This is a genomic window from Pontibacillus marinus BH030004 = DSM 16465, assembly GCF_000425225.1.
Lineage (GTDB): Bacteria > Bacillota > Bacilli > Bacillales > BH030062 > Pontibacillus > Pontibacillus marinus.
This window is the reverse complement of record NZ_AULJ01000012.1, coordinates 137558-156078: the sequence shown is the minus strand read 5'-3', so window position 1 is coordinate 156078 and position 18521 is coordinate 137558. Positions and strand designations below refer to the sequence as shown.

At 38.5% G+C, this 18521-nt stretch carries 21 protein-coding genes; 7 read left to right on the top strand and 14 right to left on the bottom strand.

Annotated elements, in window-relative coordinates; genetic code table 11:
- Window positions 1-12: 12 nt before the first annotated feature.
- Window positions 13-624, bottom strand: a complete 612-nt coding sequence (locus H514_RS0103000) for a trimeric intracellular cation channel family protein (protein ID WP_027445604.1) — start codon at window positions 622-624, stop codon at window positions 13-15.
- 240 nt (window positions 625-864) lie between these two features.
- On the opposite strand from H514_RS0103000, the gene desB reads away from it, so the two are divergent.
- The 3 genes from desB to H514_RS0102985 all read left to right on the top strand — a co-directional run bounded on the left by desB (window position 865) and on the right by H514_RS0102985 (window position 3931).
- On the top strand, window positions 865-1944 hold the full coding sequence (gene desB / locus H514_RS22405) for a Delta(10) desaturase DesB (RefSeq protein WP_051255008.1): 1080 nt from the start codon (window positions 865-867) through the stop codon (window positions 1942-1944).
- Window positions 1945-2503: 559 nt separating this feature from the next.
- Window positions 2504-3316, top strand: a complete 813-nt coding sequence (locus H514_RS0102990; RefSeq protein WP_036842051.1) for a YihY/virulence factor BrkB family protein — start codon at window positions 2504-2506, stop codon at window positions 3314-3316.
- Window positions 3317-3526: 210 nt separating this feature from the next.
- Complete coding sequence (locus tag H514_RS0102985; protein ID WP_027445602.1) at window positions 3527-3931, top strand: hypothetical protein; 405 nt, start codon at window positions 3527-3529, stop codon at window positions 3929-3931.
- Between the two features lie 67 nt (window positions 3932-3998).
- Here H514_RS0102985 and H514_RS0102980 read toward each other — a convergent pair whose 3' ends face one another.
- Window positions 3999-5417: an MBL fold metallo-hydrolase gene (locus H514_RS0102980; RefSeq protein WP_027445601.1), complete on the bottom strand. Its 1419-nt coding sequence runs from the start codon at window positions 5415-5417 to the stop codon at window positions 3999-4001.
- Window positions 5418-5763: 346 nt separating this feature from the next.
- On the opposite strand from H514_RS0102980, the gene H514_RS0102975 reads away from it, so the two are divergent.
- Window positions 5764-7278: a M1 family aminopeptidase gene (locus H514_RS0102975; protein WP_027445600.1), complete on the top strand. Its 1515-nt coding sequence runs from the start codon at window positions 5764-5766 to the stop codon at window positions 7276-7278.
- Between the two features lie 49 nt (window positions 7279-7327).
- Here the strand turns inward: H514_RS0102975 and H514_RS0102970 are convergent, their stop codons facing one another.
- Both H514_RS0102970 and H514_RS0102965 read right to left on the bottom strand, forming a co-directional pair.
- Entirely contained in the window at window positions 7328-7636 is a 309-nt protein-coding gene (locus H514_RS0102970; RefSeq protein WP_027445599.1) for a hypothetical protein, read from the bottom strand.
- 21 nt (window positions 7637-7657) lie between these two features.
- A complete protein-coding gene (locus H514_RS0102965) occupies window positions 7658-9064 on the bottom strand; it encodes an amidase (protein ID WP_027445598.1) in 1407 nt (468 codons plus the stop codon).
- A 70-nt stretch (window positions 9065-9134) separates the two neighbouring features.
- On the opposite strand from H514_RS0102965, the gene H514_RS0102960 reads away from it, so the two are divergent.
- Complete coding sequence (locus tag H514_RS0102960) at window positions 9135-9431, top strand: hypothetical protein (RefSeq protein ID WP_027445597.1); 297 nt, start codon at window positions 9135-9137, stop codon at window positions 9429-9431.
- 39 nt (window positions 9432-9470) lie between these two features.
- On the opposite strand, the gene H514_RS0102955 is transcribed toward H514_RS0102960, so the two are convergent.
- Window positions 9471-9725 (bottom strand): alpha/beta-type small acid-soluble spore protein, encoded by a 255-nt coding sequence (locus H514_RS0102955; protein ID WP_027445596.1) that lies wholly within the window; start codon window positions 9723-9725, stop codon window positions 9471-9473.
- A 170-nt stretch (window positions 9726-9895) separates the two neighbouring features.
- On the opposite strand from H514_RS0102955, the gene H514_RS0102950 reads away from it, so the two are divergent.
- Window positions 9896-10330 (top strand): SRPBCC family protein, encoded by a 435-nt coding sequence (locus H514_RS0102950; RefSeq protein ID WP_027445595.1) that lies wholly within the window; start codon window positions 9896-9898, stop codon window positions 10328-10330.
- 61 nt (window positions 10331-10391) lie between these two features.
- Here the strand turns inward: H514_RS0102950 and pseH are convergent, their stop codons facing one another.
- The 8 genes from pseH to dapF form a co-directional block, all read right to left on the bottom strand.
- Window positions 10392-10934 (bottom strand): UDP-4-amino-4,6-dideoxy-N-acetyl-beta-L-altrosamine N-acetyltransferase, encoded by a 543-nt coding sequence (gene pseH / locus H514_RS0102945; protein WP_027445594.1) that lies wholly within the window; start codon window positions 10932-10934, stop codon window positions 10392-10394.
- Between the two features lie 14 nt (window positions 10935-10948).
- Window positions 10949-11341 carry an HIT family protein gene (locus H514_RS0102940; RefSeq protein ID WP_027445593.1) on the bottom strand — a complete coding sequence of 131 codons (393 nt, stop codon included), beginning with the start codon at window positions 11339-11341 and terminating at the stop codon, window positions 10949-10951.
- A gap of 143 nt (window positions 11342-11484) precedes the next feature.
- On the bottom strand, window positions 11485-11667 hold the full coding sequence (locus tag H514_RS24925) for a hypothetical protein (RefSeq protein ID WP_407946824.1): 183 nt from the start codon (window positions 11665-11667) through the stop codon (window positions 11485-11487).
- A 4-nt stretch (window positions 11668-11671) separates the two neighbouring features.
- On the bottom strand, window positions 11672-13621 hold the full coding sequence (locus tag H514_RS0102930; protein ID WP_027445592.1) for an aconitate hydratase: 1950 nt from the start codon (window positions 13619-13621) through the stop codon (window positions 11672-11674).
- 201 nt (window positions 13622-13822) lie between these two features.
- On the bottom strand, window positions 13823-14656 hold the full coding sequence (locus H514_RS0102925; RefSeq protein ID WP_027445591.1) for an alpha/beta fold hydrolase: 834 nt from the start codon (window positions 14654-14656) through the stop codon (window positions 13823-13825).
- A gap of 244 nt (window positions 14657-14900) precedes the next feature.
- On the bottom strand, window positions 14901-15089 hold the full coding sequence (locus tag H514_RS0102920; RefSeq protein WP_027445590.1) for a hypothetical protein: 189 nt from the start codon (window positions 15087-15089) through the stop codon (window positions 14901-14903).
- A 172-nt stretch (window positions 15090-15261) separates the two neighbouring features.
- Window positions 15262-15486, bottom strand: coding sequence for a DUF3892 domain-containing protein (locus H514_RS0102915; RefSeq protein WP_027445589.1), 225 nt, complete (start codon window positions 15484-15486; stop codon window positions 15262-15264).
- Between the two features lie 61 nt (window positions 15487-15547).
- Window positions 15548-16519 (bottom strand): diaminopimelate epimerase, encoded by a 972-nt coding sequence (dapF, locus tag H514_RS0102910; RefSeq protein WP_027445588.1) that lies wholly within the window; start codon window positions 16517-16519, stop codon window positions 15548-15550.
- 192 nt (window positions 16520-16711) lie between these two features.
- On the opposite strand from dapF, the gene ytzI reads away from it, so the two are divergent.
- On the top strand, window positions 16712-16879 hold the full coding sequence (ytzI, locus tag H514_RS24210; RefSeq protein WP_154657307.1) for a YtzI protein: 168 nt from the start codon (window positions 16712-16714) through the stop codon (window positions 16877-16879).
- Between the two features lie 288 nt (window positions 16880-17167).
- Here the strand turns inward: ytzI and H514_RS0102900 are convergent, their stop codons facing one another.
- Window positions 17168-17974 carry a GNAT family N-acetyltransferase gene (locus tag H514_RS0102900; protein WP_027445587.1) on the bottom strand — a complete coding sequence of 269 codons (807 nt, stop codon included), beginning with the start codon at window positions 17972-17974 and terminating at the stop codon, window positions 17168-17170.
- Window positions 17975-18521: the final 547 nt, after the last annotated feature.

Here is an 18521-nt window from a genome sequence, read left to right as displayed (position 1 = left end):
CATACATTTACATCATAATCGATATAGATCTCTGAACCTTAAGTGCCAATTTAAATGGTAGGATAAGACTCTCATCGCAATCATAACAAAGAACAGAATATACAATTGTACAACACTTGAAGCATCAATAAATCCAATGGCAATGAAAAGCCCCGTTAACATTGCCCAAACCGCATAGATTTCCTGATGTAATACCATTGGCCTACGCTGGGCTAATACGTCACGGGCAACACCGCCACCTACACCAGTAATCGTCGAACAGAACAACATCGGTCCTAAACTATAATCCTGTTGGACTGCAAAAAGTGCCCCTTGAACCGCAAAGGCGGACAGACCAATCGCATCCGTGTACACATTCCATCGATCCCAGAGCATCACCCAACTCTTCGGAAAGAAATAGGCGATTAATATGGTTCCAACTGCTATATATAACAAGAAGCCCTGGTCCCAAATATGTACAACAGGTTCTTGTAAAAATAGGTTACGTGCAATTCCACCGGCGAAAGGGGTTGCCAATCCTAAAATAAATACGCCAAATATATCATAACGCTCACTCATTGCAACAATTGCTCCGCTAAAAGCAAACGCTGCAACGGCAATAATATTCAAAAGATCCCAAGCCATTATTTATCTCCCTTTCTAGCTGTCTTTTTCATCATATGAGAGCAAAGAAAGGATTGCAATAAAATTTTGAGCTCTTATGTTGTAATTTACAAAGACATGATAATAGTACCAATCTTTAATACCAGGTAATAATTTTCATTGACTTCTGACATTTTACATTGATAAGATTACCACTAATAAGTTATACAAAAATGTACCATAATAAGAATATATAACGAAGTATGGAAGGAGCCAGCTAGCATGAAAGAACTTCACTCCTTTAGTTGGTATGCGAAACATGTCAAAAAACACTTACCTAAAGACGCCTTTAAACCTGTACCCGCTCGTCTTTTCGGTGGACTAGCCTATCTGCTTATAACCGTCACATCTTTTCTTTTGATTGGTTTACTGAATTTCCACCCTTTAATCAACCTGCTTTTCTCCGTAGTAATCGGATGTAGCTTTGCAGGGATGGGATTTCTAGGACACGAAATTTTACATGGTACGGTTGTACGAAAGCCTTGGCTAAGAGATACACTTGGCGCCATCGCTTTTTTCCCACTAACAACAGGACCAAAGCTTTGGAGAAAATGGCATAACATGGAGCATCATGTTCATACGCAACATGAAGAAAATGATCCCGATGCTTGGCCAACCTTAGAAAAAATCTCTAAAATGAAGGCGTTCCGTTGGGTGTACCGTTTACCATTTTCAGTTCGTGCCTTTTTCAGCTTTGCATCATTGACAGTTCAGTTCACAGCACACTCCATGAAAATGTTTACGATGTATATAAAGGAATTCAAACCTAAAACCCAACCAAAAGTATGGCTACAAATTGCTTTACCTTGGGCAACATGGATTAGCCTTATTTTTGTTATGGGGCTAGAGAAATGGATATTTGCTTTCTTGATTCCATTGCTTATTGCAAACTTTATAGTCATGGCTTATATTTCAACGAATCACCGACTAAATCCACTCGTTCCTGTTAACGACCCGCTAGCCAATAGCTTAACCGTTACAGTTCCAAAATGGGTAGATGTGATTCACTTTAACTTCTCATACCACACAGAGCACCATCTATTCCCTGGTATGAGCCCTAAATATTATCCATTAGTAAAGAAACACATTAAAGAAATGTGGCCAGAACGCTACCATGAGATGCCTATGGGCAAAGCTTTAAAAGCTTTATGGAACACTCCACGTGTTTACTTTGAAAATTACGAGCTCGTAGATCCAAACCACGGTACAATGTACGGTTCCTTAGGATACGGGTTAGATCCAGATAACGTAAAATCTAAAACAGTTAGCACAACCCCTAAAAACACCAAAGCACAAGAATAAGAACAAAAGCGCAAGCGCCCGTTTAGCAACGAAGGGACTGGACTGAGCGCGTAGTACGATTAACCAAACTTGCTGATTGGCAAGCCGACAGGCGCAGACAGAAGCTTAGTTGCCGTGGTACTTTCACCTAGAAATTTTAACTACGTCGATTTTCTTCCTTGTTAAAATTTCATGTCACAAACGTGTAAAGGAAACACGATGAGCTATTAGCGAATCGATGTTGACTTATCGTACGGAGTAAGAATGATCGACTAAACCCGTCACGTCCTGTGACAACGTCGATCTGACCCACGTCGTGTGGGCCCAAGTCCCTTCGTTGCTGGGCGCTGGAGCTAGATGTGGCCCCTCTCTTATTATAGAGTTATACACAAGCTAGCATTTTTATAATTTCCTAGACAAAGATGGAGCCCCCAGTTTTTAACAAGACCTGGGGGCTTTTTTCATGGATATACCAAATATTCATAAAGTCCCCTTTAAAAGAGTTGATTTTAAAGAATCAGATTACACCACCTCCATCTCGGGGATATAGACTATAAACTATATTTCTTGGAGGCGAGCTATGATATCAAGTATTAAAAACTTCATTCATGAATTTCAAAAAGACAATGTACCATTATTAGCTGCAGCTCAAGCATTTTATTACCTACTCTCTATCGTGCCGTTGCTAATCCTTTTACTTTCGATTTTACCTTACTTAAATATTGATCCAGAAAAAGCATTATCTTTTATAAAATCGATGATCCCAAGTGAAACGGCTGATGCATTTAAAGAAAATATTATTAAAGTCGTCCAAGACCCAAAAGGCGGCCTACTAACGGTAGGTATTCTGGGTACAATTTGGTCAGCATCAAGCGGTATGAATGCGTTTATCACAGCTACAAATCTTGCATTCAACATTAAGGAAGAGCGCCCTTTTATAAAAGTTCGTCTCCTTTCCATTGCCTTAACATTTGGTATGATTCTTGCGATTGTTATCGCCTTAATTCTACCGGTATTCGGGGACGTCATCATTCAATATTTACAATCGATCCTAAACTTACCTGATCAAACTGTAATCCTATTTCAAATTTTACGTTGGATCATCAGTATAGTCGTGATGGCATTTGTGCTCATGTTGCTATATCACTTTGCACCAAACACTAAAAATCCATTTAAGGTTGCTTTACCTGGTGCACTGATTGCAACATTGTTATGGCAGGTTATTTCATTAGCTTTTTCATTTTACATTAGTAATTTCGCCAATTACTCTGCGACCTACGGAAGCCTTGGAGGCGTCATTATTTTAATGCTTTGGTTCTTCTTAACAGGATTAATTCTTATGGTGGGAGCAGAAATTAACTATCTATACTTGCAGAAAAGGAAAAAAAGGTAGGTTCCTATTATAGGAACCTACCTTCTCTTTTAATCGCTCTATTTCAATGGATTCATGTAACAATGATTTGGATATTTTTGAAAAAATTATAATTCATGTTTTAATAGAACTACCTTTTTCGCTAGTCTATTTGCATGACCACCTTTGTTCGTACTTCGTTTTGAAAATGCTAGTTTAGTTGAAAAAGAATTTTTAAAAGGTGGGCTACATATGGTTGCACAGGTTAAAACAGATTTTCATTCTTTTTTAGATGAGTATCTAAGTAATTGGAAGCAAGGAAACACAGATTACATGCGAGAAGTGATTTCAAAGGAATTACAGGCTCGTGAAATCCGTGAAGGTGAAGCAGTGGATTTTGGATATGAAGAGTCTGTACAAGGCTGGGCAGGTGCTTTTGATTACTTTGCAGATCAAGATATGGAATGGGTTCTGACCCCTCAATCAATCATTTCACTAAAAGAAGATGAAAAGATGGCAATTGTCCGTGCTGCTCCCATCATTGAAGGAAAGCTTGTACCTTCTTCAAACCTTTTCTTTAACACATTTAAGCAAGATTCAGCTACGAATGAGTGGAAGCTTGTACGTAGTTATGTTGAAACAGGTGTACCAAATTAAAGCACATATTAAAAAGCCGTATTGCACTGTTTCCTAGTGCAATACGGCTTTTTTGTTAAGTTATCATTTAAGATGTTTGTGGAAGTTGACGCTTAGACCAAGCACCAAATCCACCTTGCATATTGATTACATCTTTAATGCCATTTGCTTGCAGAATGCTTGTCGCCATTGCAGAACGACCACCAGCTTGACATTGCAGTACAACAGGTTTATCTGTTGGAACTTCATCGATACGTTCTTGCAAGTAACCTAGCATAATGTGCTGTGCTTGTGGAATGTGTCCTGCATCCCACTCATTTTGATTACGCACATCGAGTAAATGAACATCTCCAGCTTCAATTCTTTCTGCAATTTCCTCTGGAGTTGTTACTTTATAAGCTTCCATATCCATACCTTTAGCCTTAAGCTCAGAAAGCTCTGCTGGTGTAATAAAACCAGCTACACTGTCAGCACCAATTGAACGTAGCGCTTTTGTTAAATCTTCTACTTGATCCTCTTCAGTAATCAGGTAAACAGGCTTATCATAATCCACTAGCCAACCTGCCCAATTTGCAAAGGACTTATTGTTTGGAATGTTAATCGTTCCAGGAATATGCTCTTCAGCGAAATGAGCCACTGAGCGTGTGTCGATAAGTTGTAAATCATTACGCAATTGTTCTCCTAATTCTTCTGCACTCCAGCTCATATGAGTTGGTTCACCAAGCTCATTTAGAAGCGCTGGCCCCTCTTTGTTTACCTTTTTCATAACAGCAAAGTATTTAGGTGGCTCTGGTTGTTCTGAAACAAGATCCTTTACGAATGCATCTTCATCATCATACGCAAGGGCCCAGTTTGTAATCTTCTCATAACCAACTGTGCTGGAAGGAATCGCTCCAAGAGCTTTACCACAAGCACTACCAGCTCCGTGTCCAGGCCATACTTGCATATAGTCAGGAAGACCTTTGAAGCGTTCTAGTGATTTGAACATTTGTCGTCCGCCGATTTCAGATGTGTTCTCAAGACCTGCTGCTTTTTCAAGTAAGTCAGGACGTCCTACATCACCAACGAAAACAAAGTCTCCAGTAAAGATACCCATAGGCGCATCTTGGTCACGATCATAAAGAACGAATGAAATTGATTCTGGCGTGTGGCCAGGTGTGTGCATAACTTCAATCGTTACGTTACCAACCTTAAATTGACTGCCATCATAAACAAGTTCGTGATGGATACTATCTAAGAATTGATAAGACCAATCATCTCCACCTTCTCCAGATAGCATAGCTGTTGCTCCTGTTTGCGTCGCTAGCTCGCGAGCTCCAGATACAAAGTCAGCATGAATGTGCGTTTCGGCTACTTTTGTAATTGTTAAGTTTTCTTTTTTAGCTGTGTCTAAATAGGCTTGAATATCACGAGACGGATCCACCACTAATGCTTCTCCTGTCGCTTGACATCCGACCATATAAGAAGCTTGAGCTAATTTTTCATCATAAAAATATTTTAGTAACATGCAAAATCCCTCTCCTTCACGTGTTTAGTGTGATTTGGTTATTTATAAGAAATCAATATCTTAACTACATGATTTATCATAACACATATACCCCTATGGGTAAACACCTGAGCTCAAGTACCTTTTCATTTCCTTAAGCAACACCTTTCTACAAAAGTTTTAAATCCCCTTCTTATAGGGGTGTGAAGATTTTGTTAAATGTTTGGTAGAGTTCCACCTATACCTCTTTTGCGCGGAGATCCCAGTTTAAAACGTAATAGATATCAATTGACTTTCGCTCAAATATTTTTTACGATTTAAACACCTTTTGAATATTTTGGAAATATACACCTAGGGGGTTATGAGATTGAAAAAAACTTTAATCTTGCTGCTTACGGTCATCATGTTGGCAGCATGTACAAGTGAAACCAAAGAAAATTCCACAAATGATGATGAACAAAAAGAAACGGTGGATGAAAATAATAGAGAAGAGTCCACTGAAAAAGAGAAAGGAGAAACAGAAAAAGAAGAAGATCAGGTTCAAGAAGTTAGTTTCCAAGACTCCATGAGTGACTTTAAACCTAAAGGTGTGGAACCTGGTACATATGGAACTTATAACATCTCCATTAATATGGATCAAAATCTCACTTCAAGTATCGATGCTCAAATTGAAATCGAGAACAGATCTGAAGATTCTTGGGATGAGATCAAGCTATATTTTATTCCTGAATCCTTAATAAACGGAGAATACGGGGCTCGATTTGGGGAGGGTGGTTCCGTTAAAATCAATAAGGTTATGGTAAGTGGTTCAAATTCAGACTTTTCTTCATCAGAAGACGGAATTCTTACCATTCCTCTTGATGAACAAGTTGCTGCAGGTGATAAAACTGAAGTTGCTATATCGTACACTTTAAAACCTGCACCAAAAGGCATTCGACTTCGACGTAAGTCAGGCAGCTTATTTTTAGCTCAGTGGTATCCAATGCTCCCGACCTATCAAAATGGTGAATGGAACATTGAGGGGTATAATCCTAGAGGGGAGTCGTATTTAACCACCAATGGCTCATACACCGTGGAGTATCAACTTCCTAACGATTACTATGTCATGACTTCGGCAAATGATGAGAACAATGAGCCTCATCAATCTGGAAAGGTTCAGGGCGATCATTTAAAAGAAATGTATGTAGCTTTTTTAAACCCCAGTGATTGGTATCTAAACCTTTTCCCGACAAACAATACGGACTTACGTATGGCTGTTAAACATAACGCTAAGGGACACGAGAAAGAGTGGCAACAGGCTGCTGAAGGTAGCTTTGCATTTTTTGAAAAGAATATCGGAGACTATCCACTAGATCAGTTGGATATGATTCAGAACAGCGGTGGTATGGAATATGCGGGAATTATAGAAGGTTCTTCAAAGCGTAGTGGCGAGCGCGCAAATGCCACCATCATTCATGAAATCGCTCACCAATGGTTTTACTTCCAGGTGAACAATGACCCGTATTACGATGCATGGGTAGATGAAGGAATTACGGAATTTGCGAACACGTTGTACCAACTTGAGGTCAAAGATACGAAAGAAGAAGCGATGAAATTTGCTAATCAACTGAATAGCATTGGTGGCCCTGACAAACCAGCGAACCTTGCTATTACGGAATACGAAAGAACTTATGCGAAGGCTGTTTATGGTCAACCCGTCGCTAAGCTTTGGAGCCTCTTTGAAAATAACGGTGGCCAAGATGCTGCTCTTGAGTTCTTATCCACTTATTATAATCTGTATCAAGGTAAGCAAGTGACCACCGAAGAATTCGTCCGTTTCTTCCGTGCTTATGTTGAGAATGAGCCAGAAGGATATTTAGATTCTTGGTTAAAATTAAATTAAGTGAGAGATATGAAAACCACCAAGCTTCAGTAGCCTGGTGGTTATTTCTTTAATCGAATTCATATCCTTCATCGATATCACCAAATAAATCGTAGAAAACTAACTGCCAACTCACAAATGCTATAACCGAAGCACCTAAGACATAAAACACATTATCCCTTAGAAAACTTTCCCCATAAGGAAATCCTTCAAGAACATCGATGATTAAATAGGGACTAAACCAACTAAGAAATAAACAGACAATTAATCGAACCACATTTTTAAAATTATTTGCAACAAGTACATGCTCACTGACCAAAGCAGCAATAAAAATGATGATCGAAGCAAGGATATTCACGGTAATGAAAAATACAGCCATAGTGTCTCCTCCCCTTCTCCTTTAAACTTCTTTGTACTTCGTAAACCACGGTTTCTCCCTTTCAATTTGAGAAGCTAACTTAAATAATAGCTCGTCCTCACCAAGGCGACCTGTAAAATGGGCACCGATCGGTAATCCTTTATCCGTCCAATACAGTGGCATACTCATTGACGGTTGCCCCGTTACATTGGAGATTGGTGTAAAGCTACAATAATCTGTAAAGTTCTTAAACATGGCCTGAGGCGATGTTTGCTTAAATGATCCTAAAGGTGCTGGTAGCTTATTTAGTACAGGGGTTAGTAAGATATCATATTGGTCATGGAAATGTAGCAGTTTTTTAGATTCCATCTGCAATAACACACGTGCTTCCTCATATTCTAAGGCTGATAGTTCTGATCCTTGCTGATAAACGTTATAAGACAACGGTTCTAAGTTATCTGGACCAGGCTGTACTCCATTCACCTTTCCTAAGTGCTTAATGACAACAGCTCCTCCAGCAACCCACACGTTAATAAAGTTGTCTGCAACTCCTCTGAAATCAAATTGTGGTGAAGCTTCAACTACTTCATGCCCCAAATCTCTTATAAGTTGGACAGATTGCTGAAATGCCTTTTTCGTTTCATCATCTATGGATACGTGTCCATCAAAGTCAGGTGTTACAGCGATACGTAGCTTGCCTGGTTGTTCTTTTGTAGCATTAAGAAAGCCATTAGACTGAAAAGTAGGATAGAGCTCCCCTGGCACCTCTCCGTGTAATGCGTCCAGTAAGGCTGCACTATCTCTTACCGATCTTGTTATCGCATGATTGACCCCTAGATGATTCATATACATAGAATACGGTAATTGACCTCTAGATGGCTTGAATCCAAACAACCCACAAGCAGATGCTGGGATACGAATCGATCCACCCCCATCACTTGCATGGGCGAATGGAATCATTCCAGAAGCAACAGCCGCTCCTGCACCTCCACTTGACCCCCCTGCAGATAACCGTGGATCCCACGGATTTCGTGTAGGTCCAAATAACTCAGGCTCAGTCGTAGGCAAAAAACCAAATTCAGACGTATTGGTTTTTCCTAAAAAGTTAAGTCCTGCACGTCGGAACCTTTCAACTGTTTCATCGTTTATTCCTGGAACAAAATCTTCCAACAATCGTGATCCAGATGTAGCTTTATATCCCGCTATTGGATTCAAATCTTTTATTAAGAAAGGCAAGCCTGATAGAGGTCCTTCTCCTAAACCATTTTGCTTCACTTTTGACAGAGCATCATCAAACATCGTATGTACTACGGCATTAAGCTCTGAATTCTTTTTATTGATTTGATTTATGTAATACTCCGTTAATTCAAGTGATGTAACCTGCCTATCATCCAGTAACTTCTTTTGTCCTAAAGCATCATACTCTTGAATATTTTCAAAATTTTTCATGTGAAAACGAATCCTTTCTCTTATTAAATCGTATGGATAAAAACTAAACCTTTATTAAGGAGGAAACGTAATGAAAAGGTTTTTAATCATTTCCTTTATTCTCTCATGTTTTCTGATTGGGTGCAGTGCTGAGAGTGAAGAGGATGCAAAACTTATCACAAACAAAGAATATCATAAAATTGAAAAAGGCATGTCCTATGAAGAAATCGTTGAGATTGTTGGAGGAGAAGGTAAAGCTGACAGCAAAGAGTCTGACAGCACCGTACATTACATATGGGATGGAAAAGCTCCTGATTCGTTTGCATCCATTACATTTAATCAGGATAAGGTGATACGAAAATTTGAAAAAGGGATCGCATCTCGGTAAACAGAACAAACCTACCTTGTGGGGTAGGTTTGTTTTCACTTATTTTTTCTCACCTAAGTTTTGCTGAGCCATCTTCACCAATTCGCGGACCATACTTCCGCCAATCTGGCCCCCTACTTTTCCAGCCTCTTTCGATCTAAGATCACCATTATAGCCTCTTTTTAAAGGAACGTCTTGTTCTTCAGCAACTTCGTATTTGGTCTGATTAGGATCTTTAGAACCTGAAAGTTTTGCTTTTAACTGATCTAATCCATCTCGAGCTTCTGGAACTAATATTTTGTTCCGTCTAGCCATGAAACACACCTCCTTATGGTTGGTATGCCTCTTTATTGTGCTAGTATCCTTGGTAAATCGTGATGTTTTTAATGCCTCCATCCTCTATCAACATAGTTACTCGAATTAATGTTAAAATAAATTTATACATAAAATTCTGGAAATAGTTCACTATAGTGGGAGGAATATCAATGAAGTACTCTGTAAAAATTAACGCTCCACTCTCAACCGTTTTTCAAACGATAGCAACTGCTTCAGAACGTGAACAATGGACAAGGGATGTTATCTCCGTTACTTACAATGACCCGGCAAATGAACAAATAGAGGGTGCTATGTTTCAACAAAAACAGAAAGAAGGCAAAATGACCAATACATATGAGGGTAAGAATCTTCAAGTTACTGAACCCAGTTTATTCTCTTATCAACTCATGAACAAAGCCTTTACGATGACCATCTCCTATCATTTGACTGACCAAGGTGAGATGACTTATGTCGAGCAGCATTATGAAACTGAATACCATAGCGGGTTTGCTAAATTTATGGGCAAGCTTTTTCAAGGAATGACCAACAAAATAGCTAAGGATATCCTAGATGGGTTAAAGATGTATGTTGAGAAAGAAGAATAATAAATAAGGTGAGCAGGTGTCGCTCACCTTAATCTATAATAGGGATGTTTTGCTATGTAGTTCATACTTTACTCTCCATTTGTAAATACTTATCTTGAAAAAGAGCCATCTCAACAATATTATGCCATTCCCCATTCCGAAAAAGATGGTCTTTCAGTTCCCCTTCTCGTTCGAAACCTATTTTTTCATACAATCGAATCGCACGTGTGTTGAAAGCAAAAACTTTCAGATACAGTTTATGTAGGTTGAGTTCCCTAAAAGAATATTGAACTAAAAGCTCCATAGCCTCTTTTCCATAACCATCTCCCCAGTAATTTTTGTTTCCGATATCAATAATACATTCACTATTTCTGTTTTTGTAATCTAAGTTAATTAATGATGTTATACCGATAGGCTCATCATTTTCCTTATCCATAATAAAATAGCTTTTTGATGTAGCAGACTCCGCAATACTTTGAATAAATTCTGTTGTTTCTTTATAAGTAAATAAATCTAAAGTTAGGCTTGTATTCTCCATGACTTCAGGATCATTTCTCCATCTATGATAAGTTAATGCATCCTCTTCTGTAACTTTTCTGAGATAAATACGTTCACCCAAAAACATATGACATCCTCCTCTTATGGTCGTTTATTCTCTTTTTGTTTGATCCAATACCGAATACCACGTCCTGCATACGGTTCATCTTCAAATCTAGGGATGATATGGAAGTGAGCATGAGGGATATGCTGTCCACCTATTGGATTCACATTCCAACCAAGACTATAACCATCTGGAGAATATGCTTCGTCCATTATGGTTTTCGCCTTGTCCATCAGCTCTTTCGTAGCAGCCCATTCTTGTGGTGATAGATCAAATGGGGTTTCCACGTGATTTTTTGGAATGATGAGACCGCTCCCAACGAGCACTTCTTGTTCAGATGGTTTTTGGATATAAAAGCAATGGTCATTTTCTAATATGATTTGTTGTTCTGGATCTTGGTTTGGGTTGCATAAGACGCAATCTGTATTCATTGTGTGAACTCCTTTTTTGTTTCTTTCTTATATCGTATAAAATATGGAAGAATTTAAAAAGGGAACCTTTTTTAAATTTGTGTCCCCTTTTCTTCAATACCATTAAGAAAAGACACCCCTAATGGAGTGCCTTTTCATGATCATTATTCTAATGTGCGATTCATTTCGTCTACGTCAAAATTACCGTCTTGCTCAATTGGTTTTCCAGCGATGAGCTCTCCGCTTCCACCGCAAATCGTGCAGGTGTAGCGCCATTCTTCATCATCCATTAATAAACCTGAGCCGTCACATGCACGGCATCGCATGTCTTTTGCCAAGGGATTCACTCCTCTATTTTTTGTCTCGGTCACGGACCCAGTTAATAAGTCCTCCTTTTAGCATCATGTCCACTTGGCGGACAGATAATGTATGACGCAGATTAATTTCTTTATTTTTATCTTTAACTTTTGCCTTAATTTCTTGGCCATTTTGAATGGCTTCCCGTAAACCACTAAATTGTAGCACATCGCCTTGTTCTAGTTTGTCTTTTTCCTCACTTGTGCTGAAGGTTAGTGGAAGTACACCGAAGTTTACAAGGTTTTGCCAGTGAATTCGGGCAAAGTCTTGTACAATCGCGACACGTAACCCAAGATATCGAGGAGCTAATGCAGCGTGTTCACGGCTTGAACCTTGTCCGTAGTTATAGCCGCCAACAACTGCATGACCACCTTGATCTTTGATTTCCATAGCACGATCATAGTACGTGTTATCCACAATTTCGAATGTAAACTTACTGATCTCTGGTAAGTTGCTTCGGTAAGGTAACACTCGAGCGCCACCTGCTAGGATTTCATCAGTTGAAATGTTATCTCCCATTTTCAGTAGAATTGGAAGTTCCATTTCATCAGGGAGTTCATCCATCTCTGGGATGGACGCAATATTTGGTCCTTTTTGTAGCTCGATCTGTTTAGCTTCTTCTGGAAGCTTCGGTTTATCAAGCAACGTCATATCAATCGTTGGATTATCTGGTGCTGAGATGTCCGGAAAATCCATCTCCAAATCACGTGGATCTGTGATTTTTCCTGTTAAAGCTGAGGCAGCAGCTGTTTCTGGACCGCATAAGAATACACTGTCCTCTTTTGTACCTGAACGACCTGGGAAGTTACGTGGTGTTGTACGTAAACTGTTGCGTCCAGTCGCAGGTGCTTGGCCCATTCCAATACAGCCGTTACAGCCTGCCTGGTGCAAGCGAGCGCCTGCTGGTAACAAGCTTGCCATATGACTGTTTTTCACTAAGTCCGTAAGCATTTGACGAGATGTTGGGTTAATGTCAAACGAGACACCATCTGCAACTTGCTTGTCTTTAACAATCTCAGCAGCTATAGCAAAATCGCGGTAACCTGGGTTCGCTGAAGATCCAACATAAGACTGATAAATCGGCTCTCCTGCTACTTCGCGAACAGGAACCACATTACCCGGACTTGAAGGTTTTGCAATCATTGGTTCTAGTTGTGAAAGATCGAGTTCTTCATGAAGGTCATATTTCGCTCCATCATCTGCTACGATTTCTTTCCAATCTTCTTCACGACCCTGACTCTTTAAGTAACGCTTCACTTCTTCATCAGATGGGAAAACGGTACCTGTTGCACCAAGTTCTGCACCCATGTTGGCAATAACGTGACGATCCATAGCAGAAAGGTTCTTCAAGCCTGGCCCGTAATATTCAAGTACTTTGCCTACGCCTCCTTTTACATCGTGACGGCGTAGCAATTCTAAAATAGCATCTTTTGCACCTACCCAATCTGGAAGTTCACCTTTCACATAGATGCCCCATACTTCAGGCATTTTGACATAGAAAGGTTCTCCTGCAATTGCCATAGCAACGTCAATTCCACCTGCTCCCATTGCAAGCATTCCCATACAGCCATTTGCACATGTGTGACTGTCAGAACCAAGCAAGGTTTGACCAGGTTTCGCTAAGCGTTGCATATGGACTGGGTGACTTACTCCATTCCCCGGACGGCTGAAATACAAGCCAAATCGCTGTGCAGCGCTTTCCAAAAATAGGTGGTCATCTGGGTTTTTACTATCTTCTTGAATGAGGTTGTGGTCAACGTACTGAGCTGAAGCTTCTGTTTTGGCATAATCGAGTCCCATCGCTTCTAACTCCAGCATAACCATCGTTCCTGTTGCATCCTGGGTTAACGTTTGATCAATTTTTAACCCAATCTCTTCACCAGGTGTTAATTCCCCTGATAAAAGATGATCTTGAATCAACTTCTGTGTAACATTTAGTGCCATTGATCTGCCTCCCTTAAGCTAACAGCATATAATTTTACTTATCCTCTAGTACTATTCCCTGGGATCGGTTTCATCAATCTTTTATCTTGTAATTGTTTAATAAAAATTAGGGAAAGGTTTAAAAACAAAAAACTAATCTTTTTAAAAAAGATTAGTTAATAAGTTATTTTGCGTAGATGATTCTTTTTAAAGAACGAGGGGTTAATGTGCTTGATTTTCTGAGAAAAATGTCTTTGCGAGGCCGAGTATTTTTTCAGACTGATCCACGATAGTCCAATGGCCAGCTTCCTCGATTTCAACAAGGGTTGCTTGAGGCAAATAATCAATTAACTGGGATTGAATTCCCTCCGGAGAAATAATGTCGTATGTACCCTGAGCAACAAGAATTGGGATCTCAGCTAATTGACTTAGGTCCTTTCGGATATCGAAGTTTTCTCGAAGACTTGCTCCTATTTCATTATTAACGATTTCATTCATGGGTAAGCTTGTATTTTCTGTAACCTGGGAGGAGTATACGTAATAAGGGTCTAACATGTGAAAGATGCTATCGACTGTATCCTCTCCCTGACTTAAACTCTCAGCTAGTTCCAAGAACTTTTGTATATCATTATGATTCGATCGTTTTAGCATTTCTGACTCAAATAAAGCAAAGCTTTCATACGATGCTCCAATTGCACCAGTCAAAAATATCTTTTGTACTTGGTGAGGGTAGTAAATTGCATATAAAAGCGCTAAAATGGTTCCCCACGACTCTCCAAAGAGATGAACTCTTTCTAAACCAAGCTTAATACAGAGTTCGTTTAATATTTCTACCTCCTCCTGCAAGGTAGGCTTACTGGCATTAATATACTGTGAGGTTATGTATTCTGTATGCTCATAGAATATTAACTCAAAATCCTTAGAAAGTGCTTCATTGTATGGAAGGAATTTTCGAAGCTCACTCCCTCTGACCCCTTGCAGAAAAATAATCGCTTCTCCTTCTCCGATCCGTTTTACTTTTAAGTTCAAATTCTTTGTATCTATATGAACTTCCAAATCCAATTCCCCCTTTAACACCCATTTATTATTATAGAATAAATTCTTTGTGAACTGCACCTTATTTTCAAAAGATTTATAATATCTTAATATAATAAATGCATTTAGAATATATGTTTTTCTAGGTTATAGTAAGGATTGGAACAAGAGTCTTAGTAGCACTTCTACAACATTCTTTAAATTATCTTTTTAATATGTAAAAAGACAAAATAAACAAACGTTCATTTTGCCTTTCCCTTTAAGGTTATTCAGTTTGTTGATCTACTCTTTTCTTCAATATAAGTAACGTGAAGAATAAGACCACATTCAACACAAGAGCAGCTGTTAAAATAATCGCCATCCATAATTGTAATTCCACATTTATAAGGACAACGGCTAATGCTACTGACATGATTATAGTTATTAAAAAATGAGGAAGTAATACCGTTTTCAAAAATTCTCTCCCTTTCTGTAGTTACGATTAAGTTCATTTATATATCTAGCTTATAATATTTTCTTGATAAGTGAAATGATTATTGTATTAATTGAACATATAAATGAGGACTACACCTTTTTCTATGATGTAGTCCTCCACCTCACTTATTCTGTTGGAGTTACCTTTCAAGTTAAAATGTAGGTAACTGGTCAAGATTGTTCGTTGGATCCCCATCGGCATCGCTACGCAGATGCTCTTCATGGTCTTTGCCCATAAAAACATTTACGTGCTCAATCTCTTTATCCTTCGCCATTTGTTGAGCTTGTTTGTAACCAACTACCTGGCCAGAAGAAAGTTTTAATTCAACAATATCTCCGTCACCATTTTTGCGGACGGCAACTACTTGTTCTGCCATGATGAATCCCTCCTTTTGATCATAGTATGTGTATCAACAAAAGGTTTTACTCATCACATGTTTACTGATAACGCTCGATTTCTTGAGAAGCATACGCTTGAAGCGCTTCATAGGCTTTTGCTTCTGTCTCAAAGGTTTCGCGCTCTGTTAATTCCTCAACTTTATTCTCTGTAAGACGAACGGTTGTTTTGTACTCATATGTTGCGTTTCCACGTAACTTAATACGATATTCACCATCTTCAACATGCACAACACAAATCACAAAACCACCACGATTAAAGACAAATATCTCTTCGTCTGGTTGATTGTAGTTTAGTAAGACCGTATTCAGAGATGAAGCTGACATAGCTGTACCACAGGCGTTTGTTAAACCAACGCCACGTTCATACGTACGTACAAATACCTTTTGATCGCCTAAGTTTTGTACAAAGCTAACATTCACACCATTTGGGAGTAGTGTTTTGTTTCCATTCGCTTCTTTTCCAATAGCAGACAATTGTTCATCATCTACTTGATCAACCATTGCAATTAAATGAGGATTCGGAACACTCACTGCACTAAATTTTAAGTCCTCTGATAAAGCAGGTATGTTTTGATCAATGTGTTCTTCCTCATCTGTTTTCAGCGGAAGAGAAGCAGGCTCTAATGAAACGGGTTCAATAGCCACTTCAAAAGATGGGATATTTTCGAAAATATCGCCTTTTTGCTCAACTGTTAGATTTGCCTCTTTCGTTTCAATAACAAGTTGGGTTTTATTAAACTGCTCACTCGCATAACGGGCTACACAACGTAGTCCATTTCCACACATCTCTGCTTCTGACCCATCTGGATTAAACATACGCATTCTCGCATCAGCCACTTCAGTCTGTTCAACAAATAATATACCATCTCCACCAACAAGGCCTTCACGATCACAAAGAGTTTTAGCAATCGAAACACGGTCCTCTTCGGAGAACTGATATGTATGTTGTAAATCATCTATTAAAACAAAGTCATTATTTGATCCATGACATTTTAACAATTCGATTTTCATTAAACTCACCCTTTCCTCTTTATATTCTGCTGCTTTTTTGTGATTTTTTCAATATGGAAGGGTAATGTGCTTCATATTTTATTCCGCAGACCTAATTTTCTGTGTTAAAATATGAAGTGTTTAAAAAGAATTTTTATTTTATTTTTATTAATACACTCAAGCCTAATTTACGTAAAAAAGGGGACTGAGCTTATGTTCACGGTATTAATGGTATGCCTCATTATTATGGTTGCTGTATTAGGATTAACGATTGCAACAATTAATAAAGGTTATGCCTACGAACACAAAGTTGATCCATTACCACAGGATTCACCAGTGGATTACAATGAAACAGATCATGAAGAGAAAAAAGCTGAATAGTTTTATTTACACCCCTTTATTAAGGGGTTTTTTAGAACAGAACAAAAGTGCAAGCGCCCGTTTAGCAACGAAGGGACTGGACTGAGCCCGTAGTACGATTAACCAAACTTGCTGATTGGCAAGCCTTTTAAGACGTAGACAGAGGCTTAGTTGCACTTATACTTCATACTTTCAAAAATTTTCACTACGTCGCATTCCTCCATTGCTAAAATTTTATGCTTTCTTAACGTGCAAAAATCGCATGAGCTACTTGCAGCTCATGCGATTTTTTTATTTTTATCCTTATAATCAAGCCATACGATATTCGAGGATGTTTCCATCATTATGAAACCCTAGTCTCTCATAGATTTGTACTGATTTATCTGCTGTTTGAAGAATGGCTTTTTTCGCATTATTCTTTTGAGCATCTTTTAATGCATGAATGATGAGGTGTGACCTAGACTTCCCTCTCTTTTGAACGGATTCTATGTTATAAATCCCTACACTTTCTTCACTGTAAAACAAAGATAAGATGCAAACAGGCTCACATTTTTCATAGGCCACGTAATGATGAATTGGTGAAGATTCATCACAAGCAACACGAGCTACAAATTCTTGAAAACCGGCCATCTCATGATCTGGAATATTGAGAGATTCCGCTAACACGCTAGCATAGTGTAAGCAAGTGGTCTCATCATCTACTTTACGAATATTAATTTCTGCTGGTTCAGTACTCACGACCATCCAGTTCTCTAAGTCCATGCTCATAGCCGTTTGGTAACCTGATTTTTTATAATTTAGGGCTTCTAAATAGTCCTTCACATGATCAGTCGCGTCCATATCCCAAATATGCCACGTCGGACGAATGTTTCTCGCTAAGTATATATCTGTAAAACGCAAAATGGTTTCTTCCATTAATTCTTCGTTCATATGAACCGCTGTAATATCGTTCATTAAAGGAAGTTTTAAGGGACTCATGGTAGCTTGAATACCATTTTCCTGTACCAAATCAACCTCATTGACATGTTTGGCTGTTAACTGCCCATATGCCAGCATATTTCTTTGGTTCACCCGTGTGTTCTCCAAAATCTCTTCACTTCTTGTCGATAAATTCATCAATCCACCTCCAAAATGAATGTAAACAAAACCCTAAAGCCTTTAAAACTTATACAAAACTAAAGTGGAAAAGCGTATAAAAAGCTTATGACTTAATCTCTTATAGTTGATTAAAATTTGGATTCTACTGGTTCATTCATATTGTGAATCTTGTGATGGATATCGAGCCTTCATATAACTGGAGAAAAACAAACTTGAAGAGCAACAAATAAACCGAGTACATTACAGGATCGATTAGTGGAATAGAAATGTACATCTATGTAGCCTAACACAGTACATTATTTAAATGAATATATCAAACGCCCTATGAACCTCCTCTCTAAACTTTACTATGATATCATTTTAACATAAGATTTTTGTTTTTTCTAAAAATTCAAATAATGGATGTGTTGTATATTACTATACGTTTTATAAAGGATTTTAATCCCCTTTTTATTGAGTTATTTAATTGGTACTAGCAAATAATTTGATACTACTCAAACTCACCGATATAATAAAAAGCACTCAATTATGGAAATCTCCACATTGAATGCTTTTCGTAAAATGG

Coding starts and splice junctions, on each gene's coding strand:
- H514_RS0102985 (WP_027445602.1), top strand. CDS start 3,527: ATGGTTGCACAGGTTAAAACAGATTTTCATTCTTTTTTAGATGAGTAT.
- H514_RS0102960 (WP_027445597.1), top strand. CDS start 9,135: ATGAAAAGGTTTTTAATCATTTCCTTTATTCTCTCATGTTTTCTGATT.
- H514_RS0102955 (WP_027445596.1), bottom strand. CDS start 9,725: ATGGCTAGACGGAACAAAATATTAGTTCCAGAAGCTCGAGATGGATTA.
- H514_RS0102990 (WP_036842051.1), top strand. CDS start 2,504: ATGATATCAAGTATTAAAAACTTCATTCATGAATTTCAAAAAGACAAT.
- H514_RS0102950 (WP_027445595.1), top strand. CDS start 9,896: ATGAAGTACTCTGTAAAAATTAACGCTCCACTCTCAACCGTTTTTCAA.
- H514_RS0102930 (WP_027445592.1), bottom strand. CDS start 13,621: ATGGCACTAAATGTTACACAGAAGTTGATTCAAGATCATCTTTTATCA.
- dapF (WP_027445588.1), bottom strand. CDS start 16,519: ATGAAAATCGAATTGTTAAAATGTCATGGATCAAATAATGACTTTGTT.
- H514_RS0102965 (WP_027445598.1), bottom strand. CDS start 9,064: ATGAAAAATTTTGAAAATATTCAAGAGTATGATGCTTTAGGACAAAAG.
- H514_RS0102900 (WP_027445587.1), bottom strand. CDS start 17,974: ATGAATTTATCGACAAGAAGTGAAGAGATTTTGGAGAACACACGGGTG.
- H514_RS0103000 (WP_027445604.1), bottom strand. CDS start 624: ATGGCTTGGGATCTTTTGAATATTATTGCCGTTGCAGCGTTTGCTTTT.
- H514_RS0102980 (WP_027445601.1), bottom strand. CDS start 5,417: ATGTTACTAAAATATTTTTATGATGAAAAATTAGCTCAAGCTTCTTAT.
- ytzI (WP_154657307.1), top strand. CDS start 16,712: ATGTTCACGGTATTAATGGTATGCCTCATTATTATGGTTGCTGTATTA.
- H514_RS0102970 (WP_027445599.1), bottom strand. CDS start 7,636: ATGGCTGTATTTTTCATTACCGTGAATATCCTTGCTTCGATCATCATT.
- desB (WP_051255008.1), top strand. CDS start 865: ATGAAAGAACTTCACTCCTTTAGTTGGTATGCGAAACATGTCAAAAAA.
- pseH (WP_027445594.1), bottom strand. CDS start 10,934: ATGTTTTTGGGTGAACGTATTTATCTCAGAAAAGTTACAGAAGAGGAT.
- H514_RS0102940 (WP_027445593.1), bottom strand. CDS start 11,341: ATGAATACAGATTGCGTCTTATGCAACCCAAACCAAGATCCAGAACAA.
- H514_RS0102915 (WP_027445589.1), bottom strand. CDS start 15,486: ATGGCAGAACAAGTAGTTGCCGTCCGCAAAAATGGTGACGGAGATATT.